Annotated in this window: 10 protein-coding genes and 3 pseudogenes; 10 read left to right on the top strand and 3 right to left on the bottom strand. The window is 67.8% G+C overall.

Translation table 11 applies throughout. The features are described from left to right. Nucleotides 1-10: 10 nt before the first annotated feature. Nucleotides 11-1,271, bottom strand: a pseudogene (locus tag FRZ33_RS04685) (sugar MFS transporter). A gap of 458 nt (nt 1,272-1,729) precedes the next feature. On the opposite strand from FRZ33_RS04685, the gene FRZ33_RS04680 reads away from it, so the two are divergent. From FRZ33_RS04680 to FRZ33_RS04670, 3 genes and pseudogenes are all read left to right on the top strand, one after another. Continuing rightward, nucleotides 1,730-2,680 (top strand): glucokinase, encoded by a 951-nt coding sequence (locus FRZ33_RS04680; RefSeq protein WP_425480616.1) that lies wholly within the window; start codon nt 1,730-1,732, stop codon nt 2,678-2,680. 99 nt (nt 2,681-2,779) lie between these two features. Continuing rightward, a pseudogene (locus FRZ33_RS04675) lies at nt 2,780-5,551 on the top strand (TonB-dependent receptor). A gap of 139 nt (nt 5,552-5,690) precedes the next feature. After that, a complete protein-coding gene (locus tag FRZ33_RS04670) occupies nt 5,691-7,928 on the top strand; it encodes a family 20 glycosylhydrolase (protein WP_227978132.1) in 2,238 nt (745 codons plus the stop codon). A 769-nt stretch (nt 7,929-8,697) separates the two neighbouring features. Here FRZ33_RS04670 and groL read toward each other — a convergent pair. Next, nucleotides 8,698-10,347: a chaperonin GroEL gene (groL, locus tag FRZ33_RS04665; RefSeq protein ID WP_146907982.1), complete on the bottom strand. Its 1,650-nt coding sequence runs from the start codon at nt 10,345-10,347 to the stop codon at nt 8,698-8,700. Between the two features lie 69 nt (nt 10,348-10,416). Beyond that, on the bottom strand, nt 10,417-10,704 hold the full coding sequence (gene groES, locus FRZ33_RS04660; RefSeq protein ID WP_034213129.1) for a co-chaperone GroES: 288 nt from the start codon (nt 10,702-10,704) through the stop codon (nt 10,417-10,419). A 565-nt stretch (nt 10,705-11,269) separates the two neighbouring features. Between groES and FRZ33_RS04655 the strand changes: the two genes are divergently transcribed. From FRZ33_RS04655 to prmA, 7 genes and pseudogenes are all read left to right on the top strand, one after another. Next, the gene (locus FRZ33_RS04655; protein WP_146907980.1) at nt 11,270-11,635 is read left to right on the top strand and encodes a helix-turn-helix transcriptional regulator; all 366 of its coding nucleotides are present in this window, start codon (nt 11,270-11,272) and stop codon (nt 11,633-11,635) included. A 112-nt stretch (nt 11,636-11,747) separates the two neighbouring features. Then, nucleotides 11,748-13,862, top strand: coding sequence for a protein-disulfide reductase DsbD family protein (locus FRZ33_RS04650; protein ID WP_146907979.1), 2,115 nt, complete (start codon nt 11,748-11,750; stop codon nt 13,860-13,862). Between the two features lie 16 nt (nt 13,863-13,878). Further along, a complete protein-coding gene (locus FRZ33_RS04645; RefSeq protein WP_227978130.1) occupies nt 13,879-14,433 on the top strand; it encodes a TlpA family protein disulfide reductase in 555 nt (184 codons plus the stop codon). A 94-nt stretch (nt 14,434-14,527) separates the two neighbouring features. Next, nucleotides 14,528-14,997: pseudogene (aroQ, locus tag FRZ33_RS04640) on the top strand (type II 3-dehydroquinate dehydratase). Nucleotides 14,998-15,051: 54 nt separating this feature from the next. Further along, the gene (gene accB, locus FRZ33_RS04635) at nt 15,052-15,522 is read left to right on the top strand and encodes an acetyl-CoA carboxylase biotin carboxyl carrier protein (protein ID WP_146907976.1); all 471 of its coding nucleotides are present in this window, start codon (nt 15,052-15,054) and stop codon (nt 15,520-15,522) included. 10 nt (nt 15,523-15,532) lie between these two features. Beyond that, nucleotides 15,533-16,900: an acetyl-CoA carboxylase biotin carboxylase subunit gene (accC, locus tag FRZ33_RS04630; protein WP_146907974.1), complete on the top strand. Its 1,368-nt coding sequence runs from the start codon at nt 15,533-15,535 to the stop codon at nt 16,898-16,900. 6 nt (nt 16,901-16,906) lie between these two features. Continuing rightward, the gene (gene prmA, locus FRZ33_RS04625; RefSeq protein ID WP_146907972.1) at nt 16,907-17,812 is read left to right on the top strand and encodes a 50S ribosomal protein L11 methyltransferase; all 906 of its coding nucleotides are present in this window, start codon (nt 16,907-16,909) and stop codon (nt 17,810-17,812) included. The last annotated feature ends 7 nt before the right edge of the window (nt 17,813-17,819 follow it).

The following is a 17,819-nucleotide window of genomic DNA, read 5'->3' as shown; positions in this document are numbered from 1 at the left end:
CCGCGCCGGTTCACCGGGCGGCACCGGCGCGGTGGCCGCGCAGCGCGAAATACAGGATGTACAGGTAACACGGCACGACCAGCGCCAGGAACACCAGCTGGAAGTCGTAGTGCTGCTTCAGGATGGCGAACAGCCGCGGGATGATCGCGCCGCCGGCGATGCCCATGATCAGGATCGCCGAGCCCAGCTCGGTGAAACGCCCCAGGCCCTTGATCGCCAGCGGGAAGATCGCCGGCCACATCATGGCGTTGGCGAAGCCCAGCGCGGCCACGAAACCCACCGACACGTAACCTCCGGTCAGGAAGGCGCCGAACGCGAACACGATGCCGAGCACCGCCGACCACTTCAGGTAGCTTTCCTGCGAGATGTAGCGCGGAATCACGACCAGGCCGACGATGTATCCCACCAGCATCGCCACCAGGGGTGAACGAGGTGAAGAATTTGGTCTCGTCCAGCGGCAGGTCGAAGCCGCGGCCGTAGGTACCGATGGCGTCGCCGGCCAGCACCTCCACGCCCACGTAAGTGAAGATGCACAGCGCGCCCAGCCACAGGTGCGGATACTTGAACAGGCTGTCGCGGCCCTGGGCGTCGCTCTCCGCGTTCACCTCGGTGGCCTTGATCTCCGGCAGCGGCGAGAACAGCACGCCCACCGCCAGCAGCGCCAGCAGCCCCGCCATCGCCAGGTAGGGCGTGTGGATCTTGGCGGCGAACTCGTTCAGCAGCTCTTCTTTCGTGGCCGCGTCGGCGGCCGCGACCTGGGTGGACAGGTCGCCGATGCCCTGCATCACCAGGGCGCCGATCACCACCGGCGCCAGCACGCCGGCCAGCTTGTTGCAGATGCCCATCACCGCGATGCGCTGGGCGGCGCTTTCGATCGGGCCCAGGATGGAGATGTAGGGATTGGCCGCCGTCTGCAGCACCGCCAGGCCCGCGCCAATCACGAACAGGCCGCCCAGCGCGCCCGGGTACCAGCGCTGGGTCGCGAACTCGCCGAACAGCACCGCGCCGATCGCCATCACGAACAGGCCCACGGCGATGCCCTTCTTCATGCCCGTGGCCTTGAGGATCCAAGACGAGGGAATGGCCAGGAAGAAGTACGACAGGAAGAACACCGTCAGCACCAGGAAGGCATTGACCTCGTCCAGGTCGAAGGCCAGTTGCGAGAACGTGATCAGCGGGCCGTTGAGCCAGGTGACGAAGCCGAAGATGAAGAACAGCGCGCCGATGATGGCGATCGAGGTCGCCTGGCGGTGGGTGGCAACGGCGCTCATGCGTGGCTCTCCTGCGTCGGTGGCGGGCCGGCGGTGCGGCCTGGGTGAGGATTACGTTGTCATACTATTGCCCCGGCAACCACTCCCCGCCCTCGCTGCCGGCCCCGACTGCGCCTGCCGGCGATACTGCGGTGCAGCAATACGGAGCCGGGTGCGTTTCGCCTGTTCCTGCGAAATTCCAGTCAAAAACGCCGGTATGACGATGAAAACCCGGAGCTCATCCGGGGCGGATGCCTGGATCGCCTGCGCCCTACACCCGGTCATCGGCAGTTTTGATGACAGGCTGTTGACATCGTTGTCAGACCGATCCACTCTCGGCCGCAATCGACCCCGCCCGTCACGGGCCGCTGGTCGGACGCCTGAGGGGAAGCCGTGGTCGGAAGCGCCAAATCCGTGATGCCTGCGAACACCGCCCCGCGGACGGCCCCTTCATCGCGGCCGATGTCGGCGGCACCCATGTGCGCATCGGCCTGGTGCAGGCCAGCGGCGACCCGGCGCATCCGGTGGCGGTGCTGCAGTACCGCAAGTACGTCTGCGCCGATTACCCCGGCCTGGCCGAGATCATCGAAGACTTCATCGCCGGCCTGGACGGCCTGCGCGTGCACCGGGGCGTGATCGCCAGCGCCGGTTACCCGCTGGAAGACGGCACGGTGATCACCGCCAACCTGCCCTGGCGGCTGTCGCCGCCCGAAATCGGCCAGCGCCTGGGCTTCGACGAGATCCGCCTGGTCAACGACTTCGAGGCCGTGGCCCACGCCGCGACCTACGTGGATGCGAACGAAGTGCTGCTGCTGACCGGCCCCACGGCCGCGCCGCTGCCCGGTCCCGCCCTGGTGCTGGGTCCCGGCACGGGCCTGGGCGCCGCGGTCTGGATCCCCACCGGCGGCCGCCCGGTGGTGCTGGCGACGGAAGCGGGCCAGGCCGCGCTGACCCCGGGCAACGCCATCGAGATGGCGCTGCTGGCGGAGATGCTGAAGCAGCGCACGCACGTACCGGTCGAACACGCACTGTCCGGCCCCGGCCTGATGAACCTGCATGCCGCGCTGTGTGCGATGCGCGGCGTGGACAACCGTTATTCCTCGCCCGGCGAGATTACCGCCGCGGCGATCGCCGGCAGCGACCCGCTGGCGCGCGAAAGCCTGGAGATCTTCTGCGGCCTGCTGGGCAGCGCGGTCGGCGACATGGCCCTGCTGTACGGCGCGCAGGGCGGCATCTACCTGGCCGGCGGCATCCTGCCGCAGATCCGCGAATTCCTTCTGCACAGCAGCTTCGTCGAACGGTTCCTCAACAAGGGCCCGATGCGCGCGGCGCTGGAACGCATCCCCGTGCGACTGGTCGAGCACGGGCAACTCGGCGTGATGGGCGCCGCCCATTGGTACCTCGACCAGGACAAGGGCAAAAACGGCTAGACGGCGCGCCGGCGGGGATGCCGGCACGACGGTTCCGGGCGGACTTCAGCAGGCAAGGCAGCAGCGCTGCCTCCACTCAAACAGCGATGGGGAAGCATCATGAACTACAGGAAATCCATTCTTTCGGCCGCCGTCGTCGCGGCCCTCGGCTTCACCGCGCAGCTGCACGCGCAGGAAACCGCTCCCGCGGCCCAGGAGGAAGCGGCCGAGGAGAAGGTGACCGAGCTTGAGACCGTGGAGGTGGTCGGCGTGCGTGGCAGCGTCGAGGCCTCGCTGGACGCCAAGCGCGACGCCGACTCGCATGTCGAGGTGGTGACCGCCGAGGACATCGGCAAACTGCCCGCCAAGAACGTCGCCGACACCCTGCAGCGCCTGCCTGGCGTCAACATCAGCTCGTCCAGCGCCACCGAAGGCGGCTTCGACGAGAGCGACCGCGTCAGCCTGCGCGGCACCAGCCCCAGCCTGACCCAGACCCAGTGAACGGCCACACGGTCGGCACCGGCGACTGGTTCGTGCTCAGCCAGGTGCAGACCGTCGGCCGCAGCGTCAGCTACAGCCTGCTGCCGGCCGAGATCGTCAGTCAGGTGGTGGTGAACAAGACCTCGCAGGCCAAGCTGACCGAGGGCGGCAGCGCCGGTTCGGTCAACATCATCACCCGTCGTCCGCTGGAGTTCGCGGAAGAGCTGACCCTGGAAGCCACCGTCGGCGGCGTTTACGCCGACCTGCCGGGCGAGACCGACCCGCAGTTCAACGCCCTGTTCAACTGGCGCAACGCCGACGGCACCGTCGGTTTCCTGGTGCAGCCCTTCTTCGAGAAGCGCAGCCTGCGCCGCGACGGCCAGGAAGTGGTCGGTGGTTATTCGACCATCGGCGCCGCCGACCCGGCCGCAGTCGCCAACCCCGACCTCGCCGGCGTGCTGTACCCGAACCTGATCGGTTCGGTGCTGTTCGAACAGGTGCGCGAGCGCAAGGGCGGCGTGATCGACTTCCAGATCAAGCCCATGGACAACCTGACCCTGGGCCTGAGCGGCTTCCACTCCGAGCTCGAGGCCGACAACTACAACCGCAACTACATGATGTGGGGCAGCCGCTTCGTGCCCTACCTGACCCCGTCCAGCTACGAGGTGCGCGACGGCGTGCTGGTGAACGCCGTCTATGACCCGGTGACCGACCCGGCCGTGATGTGCGGCGGCGCCGCCTGCGCCAACACGCCGTTCGGCGTGTACGACATGATCTCCCGCCCGGGCGCTTCCTCGGAATCGCAGTACTTCACCGGTGACATGGACTGGCGGGTCAGCGACGCGTTCCGCATCAAGGCCCAGATCGGCACCACCGAAGGCCACGGCCGCAGCCCGACCCAGGACGTGATGGAGCTGGGCATCAACGCCGGCGCCGGCGCCGGCTGGGGCATGAACGGCATCGGCAACCCGATCGATTCCTACATCGGCGGCGACAACTCGACCCCGTCGGGCATCCGCCCGCAGGACGGCTGGATCTTCGGCGCCCAGGGCATCGACGCGCTGGACGAGGAGAACTGGGGCCAGGCCGACGCCGAGTTCCGCTTCGAGAACAAGTACCCGCTCACCAGCATCGACTTCGGCGTGCGTTATTCCGAACACACCCGCGAAAACCTGTTCGAAGTGGCGCAGGGTCCGAACTGGGCCACCGACTGGACCAATGCCGCGCTGTACCCGACCGGTTTCAATCCCTTCCCGGGCGACTTCGGCAGCGATATCGGCGGCAGCTTCCCGACCGACCTGTGGTACTGGACGCCGGAGCAGCTGGCGCAGATCAACGCCGACTTCGCCAACCGCGATCCGGTCGAGCGCTTCTACTGGCAGGATCTGTACAGCGTCAACGAGGACGTCACCGCGGCCTACTTCCAGGCCAACTTCTCCGGTGACCGCTGGAGCGCCAATGCCGGCGTGCGTTACGTGCGCACCGAGCAGGACATCCTGAGCAACGTCGGCGTCAACCCGAACCTGCCTATCGCCGATCAGCCGCCGGGCACCATCAACGGTTCGGCCTTCGGCCCGTACCTGCCGACGCGCACGCTGAAGGACTACACCAACATCCTGCCCAGCGCGAACTTCAAGTTCGACATCACCGACGACCTTGGTGATGCGCCTGGCCGCTTCCCAGACCCTGACCCGCCCGGACTACTCCGCCCTGGCCGGTTCGGTGTCGCTGGACGACCTGACCCACACCGGCAGCGGCGGCAACCCGTTGCTCGACCCGATCGTGTCCACCAACTTCGACGCCTCGCTGGAGTGGTACTTCGCTCCGCGCGCCCTGCTGGCGGCCAGCGTCTTCACGATGGACATGGACGACTACGTCGCCTTCGGCACCGAAACCCGCGCCTACCTGGACCAGGCGGCCACCGCGGCGGCCGGCTCGGACGTGTTCGCCGACTACCAGGTGTCGCTGCCGGTCAACACCAATGCCAAGGTCAGCGGCCTCGAACTGACCTGGGAGCAGCCGCTGGGCGAGAACTTCGGCCTGTCCACCAACTACACCTACGCCGACAGCAGCTCCGACGGCGCCAAGCCGGTGTTCGGCACCTCCGAGAACACCTACAACGTCTCGGGCTACTTCGAGAACGACCGCTTCAACGCCCGCATCAGCTACACCTACCGCTCGGAGTTCTACGCGGGCGTGAGCCGTACCGACGACTTCTTCCAGGACGCCGTCGGCAACCTGGCCGCGTCGATCGGCTTCCGGGCCACGGACCGGATCTCGGTGTCGCTGGACGCGCTCAACCTCAACAACCCGGAGCTGAAGTACTACAGCGTGAAGAACGGCCAGGAACTGCCGTATGCCGTGTATTCCAACGGCCGCCAGTACTACCTGAACTTCCGCCTGAAGCTCTGACCGGCGCCCTTCCACCATTTCCATTGGTTCCCCCGGGGCCTGGATTCCTCCAGGCCCTTTTTTTCCGCCATGATCCCTGCTGCGACCGGAGTGCCGTCATGACCCAACCCTTCCGCTTCCGGGTGCTGGCCCGGTTCCGTTGCTGCTGGCGCTGATGGCCGGCGCAGCGATCGCCGCGCCGCTGCCCGTGGTGCCACTGCCCGCCCAGGTCGAACTTTCGAGCGGCCGTTTCGTGCTGGACGCACGCACGCCGGTCCGGTACGCCGACCCGCAGGCCCGCGCCGCCGCGGATGAATTCGCCCGCCTTGCGAAAACAACGCAGGGGGTGGCGCTGGTCGTTGATGCCGGCCGCACGTCGCGTGCCGGTGGCATCGAGTTCCGGATCGACCCGGACGCCACGGCGGAAGCCGAGGGCTATTCGCTGATCGTGAAGCCCCACCATGTCGTCGTGTCCGCGCGCGAGCCGCGTGGTCTTTTCTACGGCGCGGTCACCCTGTGGCAGCTGCTGTCCACGGATGCCGACGGCCGCATCGCGGTGCCTGCCCTGCACATCCAGGACGCGCCGCGTTTCACCTGGCGCGGCCTGATGCTCGACTCGGCCCGGCACATGCAAACGGTGGACGAGATCAAGCAGGTGCTCGACATGATGTCGCTGCACAAGCTCAACACCTTCCACTGGCACCTCACCGACGACCAGGGCTGGCGGGTCGAGATCAAGCGTTATCCGCGCCTGACCGAAGTCGGCGGCTGCCGCATCCCGCTGACCGTGCCCGGCAGCCCGCCGGCGCCGGAATACTGCGGCTACTACACCCACGACCAGATCCGCGATGTGGTCGCCTACGCCGCGTCGCGGCACATCACCGTGGTGCCTGAATTCGACATGCCCGGCCACGCTCAGGCGGCGGTGGCGGCGTATCCGGAGCTGGGCGTCACCGGCACGACGCCGCCGGTGTCGGCCGAATGGGGCGTGCACAAATACCTGTTCAACGTGGACGAGCCGACTTTCGAGTTCCTGGAAAACGTGATGGCGGAGATGATCCCGCTGTTCCCGGGCACCTATTTCCACATCGGCGGCGACGAGGCGGTGAAGGACCAGTGGAAGGCCTCCGCATCCGTGCAGGCGCGCATGCGCGAGCTGGGCATCGCCAACGAGGCTGATCTGCAGTCGTGGTTCATCCATCGCCTCGAAAAGTACCTCTCGAGCCACGGCAAGCGCCTGATCGGCTGGGACGAGATCCTCGAGGGCGGACTGCCGGCCGAAGCGACGGTGATGTCGTGGCGCGGCATCGAGGGCGGCATCGAAGCCGCGGGCGAAGGCCACGACGTGGTGATGTCGCCTTCCTCCGATCTCTACCTCGACTACCTGCAGACCCATTCGCCGAACGAACCGCCGGGCCGTCCGGCGATCATTCCGCTGTCGCAGGTCTACGCCTTCGAACCGGTGCCCGCGGCCCTGGCCGCCGACAAGCGCCACCACATCCTCGGCGTGCAGGCCAACGCCTGGACCGAACACATGCGCCGTTTCGACCGCGTGCAGCACGCGCTGCTGCCGCGCGTGGCGGCGCTTGCCGAGGTGGCATGGACGCCCGCCGCCCGCAAGGACTGGAACGGCTTCCTCGCCCGCCTGCCGGTGCAATTGCCGCGGTATCGCGCACTCGGCATCGGCTACGCGAAGACGCCGTTCGAGGTACGCAGCAGCGTGATGCCGACGGCGCAGACCGGACAGGTCGTCGTGACATTGACGAACGCGCTCGGCTACGACGGCATCCGCTACACGCTCGACGGCAGTGAGCCCGGCGCGGATTCGCCGGCTTACGCCGGTCCGTTCACCGCTCGCTGGCCGGTGACGCTGCGTGCGGCGGTCTTCGTCGACGGCGTTGCGCTGGCGCCGGCGATTCCGCACCGCATCGACGCCACCACCTGGTTCAGCCGCAGCGACGAGGAGCTGGAGATGTGTACCGGGGCGCTGATGCTGCGCCTGGAGGACGACGGTCCCGTTACCGGCGAACGCGCCATCTTCAACGCCGACATTTTCAACCCCTGCTGGTCCTGGAAGTCGGCGCCGCTGGCGGGCATCGGCGAGATCGTCGTGCGGGCTGGCCGCATTCCCTACAACTTCCAGCTGGCCGGCGACGAGAAGAGCCGTCGTTTCCAGCCTGCGGTCACCGAACACGGCGAACTGAAGGTGAGTGCAGGCTGCGACGGTCCGGTGCTTGCTTCGGCACCGCTGCCAGCCAATGCCGACGCCGACGGCTTCCTGACGCTGGCGCTGCCGATCACCGCGACCACGCAGACGCAGGACCTGTGCGTGGTCTTCACCGGCGACACGCGGCCGGCGTACTGGGTGCTGGACCGGATCACGCTGCTGCCTCGCTGATCTGCGCTGGGGGATCTGGGCCGGCAACACCGGGGAAGTGGATGCCTCTTTCTGCTCAGTGAAGCCTTTTATTTCGCAGAAAGAGGCATCCACTTCCCCGGCGCCGCCGGTCGTATCGGCGCGGGTTCGTAACGGAGTTCTTGCGGGCATAGGCGCCTTGCATACGCGTGCGGCTTGGCGGGCTTCCGCGTGTGCGATTTTTCCTGCGGATCTGGCAGTGAATCGGGCCAATGCCCTTCTCCACCACGCGTCACGTCGCGGCGCGTTCCCCTGAACGCGTCTGGTGCCATTGGGGCCAGTGTGGAAGGAGTACCCGCCGCGAAGCGGCGAAAAGCCGGCGGCGCGATGCGCCGCACACCCCTGCCAGGTTTTCGCCAGAAGCACCGCACTCGCCTACAACCCAACCTCGCCCGGAAGGCACCAGACGCGTTCAGGGGAACGCGCCCTCGATAGGCGAGTTGCCGGCTTTTCGCGTTGCCCGACTTAGCCAAACGTGTTGCGCAGGAAAGATCGCGCACGCGGAAGCCCGCCAGGCCACACGCGCAAGCAAATCGCCGATACCGCACCGGCCCTCCCATCAGCGACCCGGATGAGCCGTACCGGCAGCGCCGGGGAGACGAGGGTCTCTTTCTGCGAAATAAAAGGCCTCACTGAGCAGAAAGAGACCCTCGTCTCCCCGGTGATGACGGCGCCAGATCACACAACGCGCAAAAAGAAGGCCCCGCTTGCGCGGGGCCCTCGAATGAAGCGAGTCGCAAGAAGCAGCGGATCAGAAATCCATGCCGCCCATGCCACCCATGCCGCCACCGTGGCCGCCGGCACCGGCGCCGCCGTCGTCCTTCTTCGGCGCCTCGGCCACCATCGCCTCGGTGGTGATCATCAGGCCCGCGATCGAAGCGGCGTTCTGCAGCGCAGTGCGGGTCACCTTGGTCGGGTCCAGAATGCCGAACTCGATCATGTCACCGTACTCGCCATTGGCCGCGTTGTAACCGAACGCACCCTTGCCCTCGACCACCTTGTTCAGGATCACCGACGGCTCCTCACCGGCGTTGGTCACGATCTCGCGCAGCGGCGCTTCCATCGCGCGCAGCGCGATCACGATGCCGTGGTTCTGGTCCTCGTTGGCGCCCTTGAGACCGGAGATGGCCGCCTTCGCGCGGATCAGCGCGACGCCGCCGCCCGGCACGATGCCCTCTTCCACCGCGGCGCGGGTCGCGTGCAGCGCGTCCTCGACACGGGCCTTCTTTTCCTTCATCTCGACCTCAGTGGCGGCGCCGACCTTGATCACCGCGACACCGCCGGCGAGCTTGGCGACGCGCTCCTGCAGCTTCTCGCGGTCGTAGTCGGAGGAGGTTTCCTCGATCTGCGCCTTGATCTGCTTGATGCGGGCCTGGATGCCGTCGGCCACGCCGGCGCCATCAATGATGGTGGTGTTTTCCTTGGAGACCTGGATCTTCTTGGCGCGGCCCAGGTCCTTGATGGTGGCTTTCTCGAGCTGCAGGCCGACTTCCTCGGAGATCACGGTGCCGCCGGTCAGGATGGCCATGTCTTCCAGCATCGCCTTGCGACGGTCGCCGAAGCCCGGGGCCTTCACGGCGCAGACCTTGACGATGCCGCGGATGGTGTTGACGACGAGCGTGGCCAGGGCTTCGCCCTCGACTTCCTCGGCGACGATCAGCAGCGGCTTGCCGGCCTTGGCCACGCCTTCCAGCACCGGCAGCAGCTCGCGCACGTTGGCGATCTTCTTGTCGTACAGCAGGATGAACGGGTCTTCCAGCTCGGCCGACATCGACTGCTGGTTGTTGACGAAGTACGGCGACAGGTAGCCGCGGTCGAACTGCATGCCCTCGACCACGTCGAGTTCATTGTCCAGGCCCGAGCCTTCTTCGACCGTGATCACGCCTTCCTTGCCGACCTTGTCCATGGCCTTGGCGATCAGCTCGCCGATGTTGGCGTCGGAGTTGGCCGAGATGGCGCCGACCTGGGCGATTTCCTTCGAGGTCGAGGACGGCTTGGAGATTTTCTTGAGCTCGGCCACGGCCTCGATGACGGCCTTGTCGATGCCGCGCTTGAGGTCCATCGGGTTCATGCCGGCGGCGACCGCCTTCATGCCCTCGCGGATCAGCGCCTGCGCCAGCACGGTGGCGGTGGTGGTGCCGTCGCCGGCGTTGTCGCTGGTCTTGGACGCGACTTCCTTCACCATCTGCGCGCCCATGTTCTCGAACTTGTCGGCCAGTTCGATCTCCTTGGCGACGGACACGCCGTCCTTGGTGATCGTGGGGGCGCCGAAGCTCTTGTCGAGCACGACGTTGCGGCCCTTCGGGCCGAGCGTGGCCTTGACGGCATTGGCGAGGATGTTGACGCCCTTCACCATGCGGGCGCGGGCGTCTTCACCGAAACGGATTTCCTTGGCAGCCATTTTTCTAACTCCAGAATTCTGTGGGGGTTGTTGCGGGGCCGGTCGCGCAGGCGCGGGCCGGCGGGTTCATCAGCCGAGGATGGCGAGGATGTCGTCTTCCTTGACCACCAGGATTTCCTGGCCGTCGACCTTCACTTCGGTGCCGGCGTACTTGCCGAACAGCACCTTGTCGCCGACCTTCACGGTCGGGGCGCGGGTGGAACCGTTGTCCAGGGCCTTGCCGGCGCCGACGGCCAGCACTTCGCCCTTGATCGGCTTTTCGGTGGCGGAGTCCGGAATGACGATGCCGCCAGCGGACATCTTTTCTTCTTCCATACGCTTGATGACCACGCGGTCGTAGAGCGGCTTGATGTTCATGAGAGTCCTCGTAATTCCAATTGATTCAACGACATGGGGCCAAGGTGTTAGCACTCGGCCCCGGTGAGTGCCAATGATACGCGCGCGGCATGACAACCGGAAGCCACGCGACGGGTCCTTGGATGGGGCCGGGACCGCGCCTTTCAAGCACAAGGGTCGAAATGGGACCGATCGGGCCGTCCGGGCCGTGACACCGGGGCCATTTTCCGAACGGAAAACCTGCAGCGGCAAAGGCAAGGAACCCCGTCACGGAATGTTGATTTTGGCCGGGTGCCTGCCCCTACAATCGGCCCGGGAACGGGTTTCCGTCACCGCCGCTAACGGCCCGCATGAAGACGGGCGATCGGTGGACCGCGGAACCCAGGACGGGGAACACCCGGCGTCATGCCGGCCCCGGTCCACCCGGCGGCGCTGGATCGCGCCTGCCGCCCGTCAACGGAAACCGGTGCCGCCGGGCCTTCAGGGGAGGGCTTGCGGCGATGTCCGGTTTCCGCGCTGGACGCTGACATGGCCATCCAGGCCGTGCGGCGCTGTGGTCCTTGCTTGATTTCCGGGGAAACACCTAATGACGCTTCTTTTCAACCGCATCCGACAGGCGCGCCGTGGCGCCGAAATGTCGCAGTCCGAACTGGCCGCCGCCGTCGGCGTCGCCCGCAGCGCCGTGGCGCAGTGGGAACGCAAGGACGGGGCCAAGCCCACCACCGACAACATGGGCAAGATCGCCATGGCCACGGCCGTCAGCTTCGAATGGCTGGCCACCGGCCGCGGCGGCCGCTGGCTGGGCGGCGACGCCGAGACGCCGGCCATGCTGCTCAACTTCTACGCCCAGTGCGGCTTGGAGGAACGCCTGCTGGTCGCGTTCCGCACGCTGCGCAGCCCGGAACAGCTGCCGCTGGTGGACTTCGTCGAGGCCATGACCGAGCGGGCCTGAGCCCGGCGGCGGGTGGCCGTTCTCGCCCCGGCGACGAACTTCCGGGGATACTGGCGGTCGTAGGGGCCGGCCCGGGCGACCGGGCCGGCCGCGTCCCTTCCGAGAATCCCGCATGACCCGTTGGCTGTTGGCCGTCCTGGCCGCGCTGTTCCTCGTCCCCGCCGCCCAGGCGGTGGACGAGTCCGACCTGCTGCCGATCGACGAAGCCTTCGCGCTCAGCGCGACGGCGCCGGAACGTGGCCGGATCGAATTCACCTGGAAGGTCGCCGAGGGTTATTACCTCTACCGGCACCGCATGGGCGTCGAACTGCTGTCGGGCGGCTTCAAGACCAACCCGCTGCAGCTGCCCGACGGCCACGCCTACACCGACGAATTTTTCGGCGACGTCGAGACCTATCGCGACACGGTGACCGCGGTGCAGACCGGCGCCGCCGCCGACGGCACCACCACGCTGCAGTTCCGGGTGAAGTACCAGGGCTGCGCCGATGTCGGCGTGTGTTATCCGCCGCACACCAAGACCGTCACCGTGGACCTGCCGGCCGATACCGCGGCTGGCGACGCGCTGGCCGCGCTCACCGGCACCCGCGGCGGCGACCTGCTGGGCGGCACCGGCCCGGCACGTGCCGCCGGCGGCCTGCCCTTGCCGGAAGCGCAGGCGTTCCGCTTCGAGGCCATCGTCGAGACGCCCGAACGCCTGCTGCTGCGCTTCACCCCGGCGCCCGGTTATTACCTCTACCGCGACCGCACCACGCTGACGCTGGACGCCGACGGCGTGCGCGCCGGCGAGATCGCCTGGCCGCCGTCGGTGCCGCACCACGACGAGCACTTCGGCGACGTGCAGGTGTATTTCGATTCCTTCGAAGCGCCGCTGCCGCTGTTGCGCACGAATACCGACGCGCTGCCGGCGACCCTGGCCATCACCTTCCAGGGCTGCCAGACCGACGGCATCTGCTACCCGCCGATGACCCGCACCGTGGCGCTGGACCTGCCGGCCGGCGGCGACGTGCGCGAAACCCCGCCCGTGAAAGCCGCCACCCCGCTGTGGCTGGCCCTGCTGCTGGCACTCGGCGGCGGCGTGGTGCTGAACCTGATGCCCTGCGTGCTGCCGGTGCTGTCGCTCAAGGCGCTGTCGCTCGCACAGGGCGGACCGAACGCGAAACGTTCGGCGGTCTGGTACACGCTGGGCGTGTTGGCCAGTTTCGCCGCGATCGGCGCGATCGCGCTGGCATTGCGCCAGGCCGGGCTGGCCCTGGGCTGGGGATTCCAGCTGCAGCAGCCGGGCGTGATCGCGGCGCTGGCGCTGGTGATGGTGGCGATCGGCCTGTCGCTGTCGGGCGTGGTCAGCTTCGGTGCTTCGCTCGCAGGCGCGGGCCAGTCACTGACGGAAAAGTCCGGGCCGGCGGGCGACTTCTTCACCGGCGTGCTGGCCGTGGTGGTGGCCAGTCCGTGCACGGCCCCCTTCATGGGAACGGCCCTGGCCTTTGCGTTCACGGCATCGCCAGCGGTGGCGATCCTGGTCTTCCTGATGCTCGGTCTCGGACTGGCGCTGCCCTTCCTTCTCATTGGGTTCGTGCCGGCGCTGGCGGCGCGGCTGCCGAAACCCGGCGCGTGGATGGATACGCTCAAGCAGGTGCTGGCCTTCCCGATGTACCTCACCGCCGTGTGGCTGCTGTGGGTGCTGGCCAAGCAGCGCGGCGCCGACGCGATCGGCCTGGTGCTGGCCGGCGCCGTGGTGCTGGGCCTGGGCCTGTGGTGGTGGGAAAAGGTGCGCTGGGGTCGCTGGCCGGCACGCGTGCTGGCCGGACTGGTGGTGCTGGCGGCGCTGTGGCCGGTGGTGGTGGTGCAGCGTATGCCGGCGCCGGAGCGCACGGCCGTCGCCGAAGAAGGCGTGGTCGCCTACTCGGCGGAAAAACTCGAACAGCTGCGCCGCGACGGCCGCGTGGTCTTCGTCAACATGACCGCCGACTGGTGCGTCACCTGCAAGGCCAACGAACGCACGGTGCTGGGCCGCGAGAGTTTCCGCGAAGCACTCGAGGCGGCCGGCGCGATCTACATGAAAGGCGACTGGACCGACGTGGACCCCGCCATCACCGCCTTCCTGGAATCGCACGGCGCCGTGGGCGTGCCGCTGTACGTGGTGTACCCGCGCCAGGGCGAGCCGGTGGTGTTGCCCACCGTGCTGACCCGGGACCTCGTCGCCGAGGCCCTGGCCGACGCGGCCCGTTGAGCAAGGTCCCGTCGTCGTGAAGCGCGAGGCCGTTCTGACCTGGACCGCGATCATCGCCCTGGGCGCCATCAGCGCCGGCCTGGGCTGGTGGCTGGGCCAGCGCACCCTGACCCCGGCCGAACAGCCGCCGCCGCCGGGCCTGGTGGTGGTGAAGCCCGGCGAGGCGATGCCACCGCTGGCGTTCACCGCGCTCGATGGCGGCCCGGTGATCCCCGTGTCCGGCCCCGGCCGCCCGCGCCTGATCAACTACTGGGCCAGCTGGTGCGGTCCCTGCCGCAAGGAAATGCCGGTACTGGACGCCTACGCCGCCGAGCAGGGCGGCAATGGCGTGCAGGTGATCGGCGTGGCCCTGGACAGCGCCGACGAGGCCCGCGCCTTCCTGCGCGAGGTGCCGGTGGTGTTCCGGCTGGCGGTGGAGGCCCCCGGCCCCGGCGACAGCTCCGTGCGCCTGGGCAATGCCCGTGGCATCCTGCCCTACACCGTGCTGGTGGACGCCCGGGGCCGGCTGGCCAAGACCCATTACGGCGCCTTCCCCGACGTGGAGGCGGTGCGGGCCTGGGTCCGGGACTGAATTCAAACGCCCGTTAAAATCCGGCAAGTCGCGGTTATCTTCTGGACAACGGCCGGGCTTGCCGCCAGACTGTGCCTCCTTTGCGGAGGCCGGCGTGGCGAAGATCCCAGTATTGCATGGTCCGAACCTGAACCTGCTCGGTGAACGCGAGCCGGGCATCTACGGCCACACCACCCTGCCGCAGATCGAAGCCGCGCTCAGCGCCCGCGCCGCCGAGGCCGGCCACCACCTGGACAGCTTCCAGTCCAATGCCGAGCACGTGCTGGTGGACCGGGTCCAGGCCGCCCGCCGCGACGGCACCGCCTTCATCCTGATCAACCCGGCCGCCTTCACCCATACCAGCGTCCCCTGCGCGACGCCCTGGCCGCGGTGGCCCTGCCCTTCATCGAAGTGCACCTGTCCAACCCGCACGCCCGCGAACCCTTCCGCCAGCACAGCTATTTCTCCAGCCTGGCGCTGGGCGTGGTCAGTGGGTTTGGCGCCGACAGCTACGGCTACGCGCTGGAGGCCGCCATCCGGCGACTGCAGGCCGACGACCACGCCGAGATCCAGACCGGCATCTAGGCCGGCGGTTCCTTCTTACCTTTCCCTTTCCAGTCACCACAAGACGAGGCCACCATGGACCTTCGCAAGATCAAGAAACTCATCGACCTGCTCGAGGAATCCAATCTCGCCGAAATCGAGATCAAGGAGGGCGAGGAGTCCGTGCGCCTGGCGCGCGTGCCGCGCGGCGGCATCGCCATGGCCGCGCCGGCCCCGGTCGTGCATGCCGAGGCGCCGCGCCCGGCGGCGCCGGCCGCGCCCGCCGCACTGTCGCCGGAAGCCGTGGGCAAGTCCGTCAAGGACATCCCGGACGGCCACACCGTGCGTTCGCCGATGGTCGGCACCTATTACGAGTCGCCGAGCCCGGACAAGCCGCCGTTCGTGAAGGTCGGCCAGACGGTCAAGGCCGGCGAGACCCAGGGCATCATCGAGGCGATGAAGATGTTCAACCCGATCGAGGCGGACGTCTCGGGCGTCATCAGCGCCGTCCTGGTCAAGAACGGCCAGCCGATCGAATTCGACGAGCCCATGTTCGTCATCAGCTAAGGCCGCACCCATGCTCGAGAAAATCGTCATCGCCAACCGCGGCGAGATCGCGCTGCGGATCCTGCGCGCCTGCCACAGCCTGGGCATCAAGACCGTGGCCGTGCACTCCACCATCGACCGCAACCTCAAGCACGTGGCCATGGCCGACGAGTCGGTCTGCATCGGCCCGGCGCCCTCGGTCGAGAGCTACCTCAACATGGCGCAGATCATCGCCGCCGCCGAGGTCACCGATGCCCAGGGCATCCACCCGGGCTACGGCTTCCTGTCGGAGAACGCCGACTTCGCCGAGCGGGTGGAGAAGTCCGGCTTCGTGTTCATCGGGCCGACCGCGAAAGTGATCCGCATGATGGGCGACAAGGTCGAGGCCATCGCCGCCATGAAGGCGGCCGGCGTGCCCTGCGTGCCCGGCTCGAACGGCCCGCTGCCCGACGACGAGGCCGAGTGCATCAGCCACGGCCGCGAGATCGGCTACCCGGTCATCATCAAGGCGGCCGGCGGCGGCGGCGGCCGCGGCATGCGCGTGGTGCACACCGAGGGCGCCCTGCTCACCGCCATCGCCGCGACCCGGCAGGAGGCCAAGGCGGCCTTCGGCAACGACATGGTGTACATGGAGAAGTTCCTGGAGAACCCGCGCCACATCGAGATCCAGGTGCTCAGCGACGGCCAGGGCAATGCCATCCACCTGGGCGAGCGCGACTGCTCGATGCAGCGCCGGCACCAGAAGGTGGTCGAGGAGGCCCCGGCCCCGGGCATCAGCGACGAACAGCGCGCCGAGATCGGCCGCGTCTGCACCGAGGCCTGCGTGCGGATCGGCTACCGCGGCGCCGGCACCTTCGAGTTCCTGTACGAGAACGGCCGCTTCTACTTCATCGAGATGAACACCCGCATCCAGGTCGAGCATCCGGTGACCGAACTGATCACCGGCGTGGACCTGGTGCGCGAGCAGCTGCTGATCGCCAGCGGCCAGAAGCTCAGCCTGAAGCAGGAAGACATCGTCATCCGCGGCCACGCCATCGAATGCCGCATCAATGCCGAGGACCCGGAAACCTTCCTGCCCAGCCCCGGCCTGATCAAGCACTTCCACGCCCCGGGCGGCCCCGGCGTGCGCGTGGATTCGCACATCTACGAGGGTTACAAGGTCCCGCCGAACTACGACTCGATGATCGGCAAGCTGATCGTGCACGGCGCCACCCGCGCCCAGGCCATCGCCCGCATGCGCGTGGCGCTGAGCGAGATGGTGGTGGACGGCATCAAGACCAATGTGCCGCTGCAGAGCCGGATCATGGCCGACATCGGCTTCCAGCAGGGCGGCACCAACATCCATTACCTGGAAAAGCGGCTGGCGGAGCGCAAGGAAAAGGCGATCGGGCTGGGTTGATGTTCCATGCCCTTCCTTGAACTCTCCCTGCGCGTGCGCGCCGCCGACGAACATCGTGCCGAAAATGCATTGATGGACCTCGGTGCGCTGTCGGTGACCCTGCTCGATGCCGATGCGGCGACGCCGAACGAGCGCGCGGTGCTGGAACCGGGCGTGGGCGAGATTCCGCTGTGGCCGGAGATCACGCTGTTGGCGCTGTTCCCGGAAGAGACGATGCCGGAACTGGTACTGCACGCGCTGGAATCCTTCGACGACGAAATCGACCTGTCGCAGGCCGATTTCCGCACCGTCGCCGACCAGGACTGGGAACGCGCCTGGATGGACCAGTACGTGCCGCTGCAGTTCGGCCGCCGCACCTGGATCGTGCCCTGGAACATGGACGCGCCGCCGGAAGCCAAAGACGCGGTGATCGTGCGCCTGGACCCGGGCCTGGCCTTCGGTTCCGGCACGCATCCGACCACGGCGCTGTGCCTGCGCTGGCTGGATTCGCTGGTGCTGCGTGGCAAGACCGTGCTGGATTTCGGCTGCGGCAGCGGCATCCTGGCCCTGGCCGCGCTCAAGCTCGGCGCCGCGCGCGCGGTGGGCGTGGACAACGACCCGCAGGCGCTGGCAGCCAGCGCCGACAATGCGGAACGCAACGGCGTCGGCGACCTGCTCGATGTGTACGCGCCGGAAAACGAACCGGCCACGACCTATCCGGTGGTGGTCGCCAACATCCTTGCCGTCGCGCTCGATGCCCTGGCCGAAACCCTGGCCTCGCGCGTGCAGCCCGGCGGCGTGATCGCGCTGTCCGGCATCCTGCACGGCCAGGAAACCGCGCTGATCGAACGGTATTCCGCCTGGTTCGATGACCTGCAGGCGGCGCAGGACGGCGACTGGATGCGCATCACCGGGGTCCGCCGCACCGGCTGAGCCGGTA

This window comes from Arenimonas daejeonensis, from assembly GCF_007993735.1.
GTDB lineage: Bacteria > Pseudomonadota > Gammaproteobacteria > Xanthomonadales > Xanthomonadaceae > Arenimonas > Arenimonas daejeonensis.
This window is presented reverse-complemented; position numbering and strand designations above follow the sequence as displayed.

What these genes read in the sequence shown, in the direction of transcription:
- groL (WP_146907982.1), bottom strand. Translation starts at nt 10,347, where the DNA reads ATGGCTGCCAAGGAAATCCGTTTCGGTGAAGACGCCCGCGCCCGCATG.
- groES (WP_034213129.1), bottom strand. Translation starts at nt 10,704, where the DNA reads ATGAACATCAAGCCGCTCTACGACCGCGTGGTCATCAAGCGTATGGAA.
- FRZ33_RS04655 (WP_146907980.1), top strand. Translation starts at nt 11,270, where the DNA reads ATGACGCTTCTTTTCAACCGCATCCGACAGGCGCGCCGTGGCGCCGAA.
- FRZ33_RS04650 (WP_146907979.1), top strand. Translation starts at nt 11,748, where the DNA reads ATGACCCGTTGGCTGTTGGCCGTCCTGGCCGCGCTGTTCCTCGTCCCC.
- accB (WP_146907976.1), top strand. Translation starts at nt 15,052, where the DNA reads ATGGACCTTCGCAAGATCAAGAAACTCATCGACCTGCTCGAGGAATCC.
- accC (WP_146907974.1), top strand. Translation starts at nt 15,533, where the DNA reads ATGCTCGAGAAAATCGTCATCGCCAACCGCGGCGAGATCGCGCTGCGG.
- prmA (WP_146907972.1), top strand. Translation starts at nt 16,907, where the DNA reads ATGCCCTTCCTTGAACTCTCCCTGCGCGTGCGCGCCGCCGACGAACAT.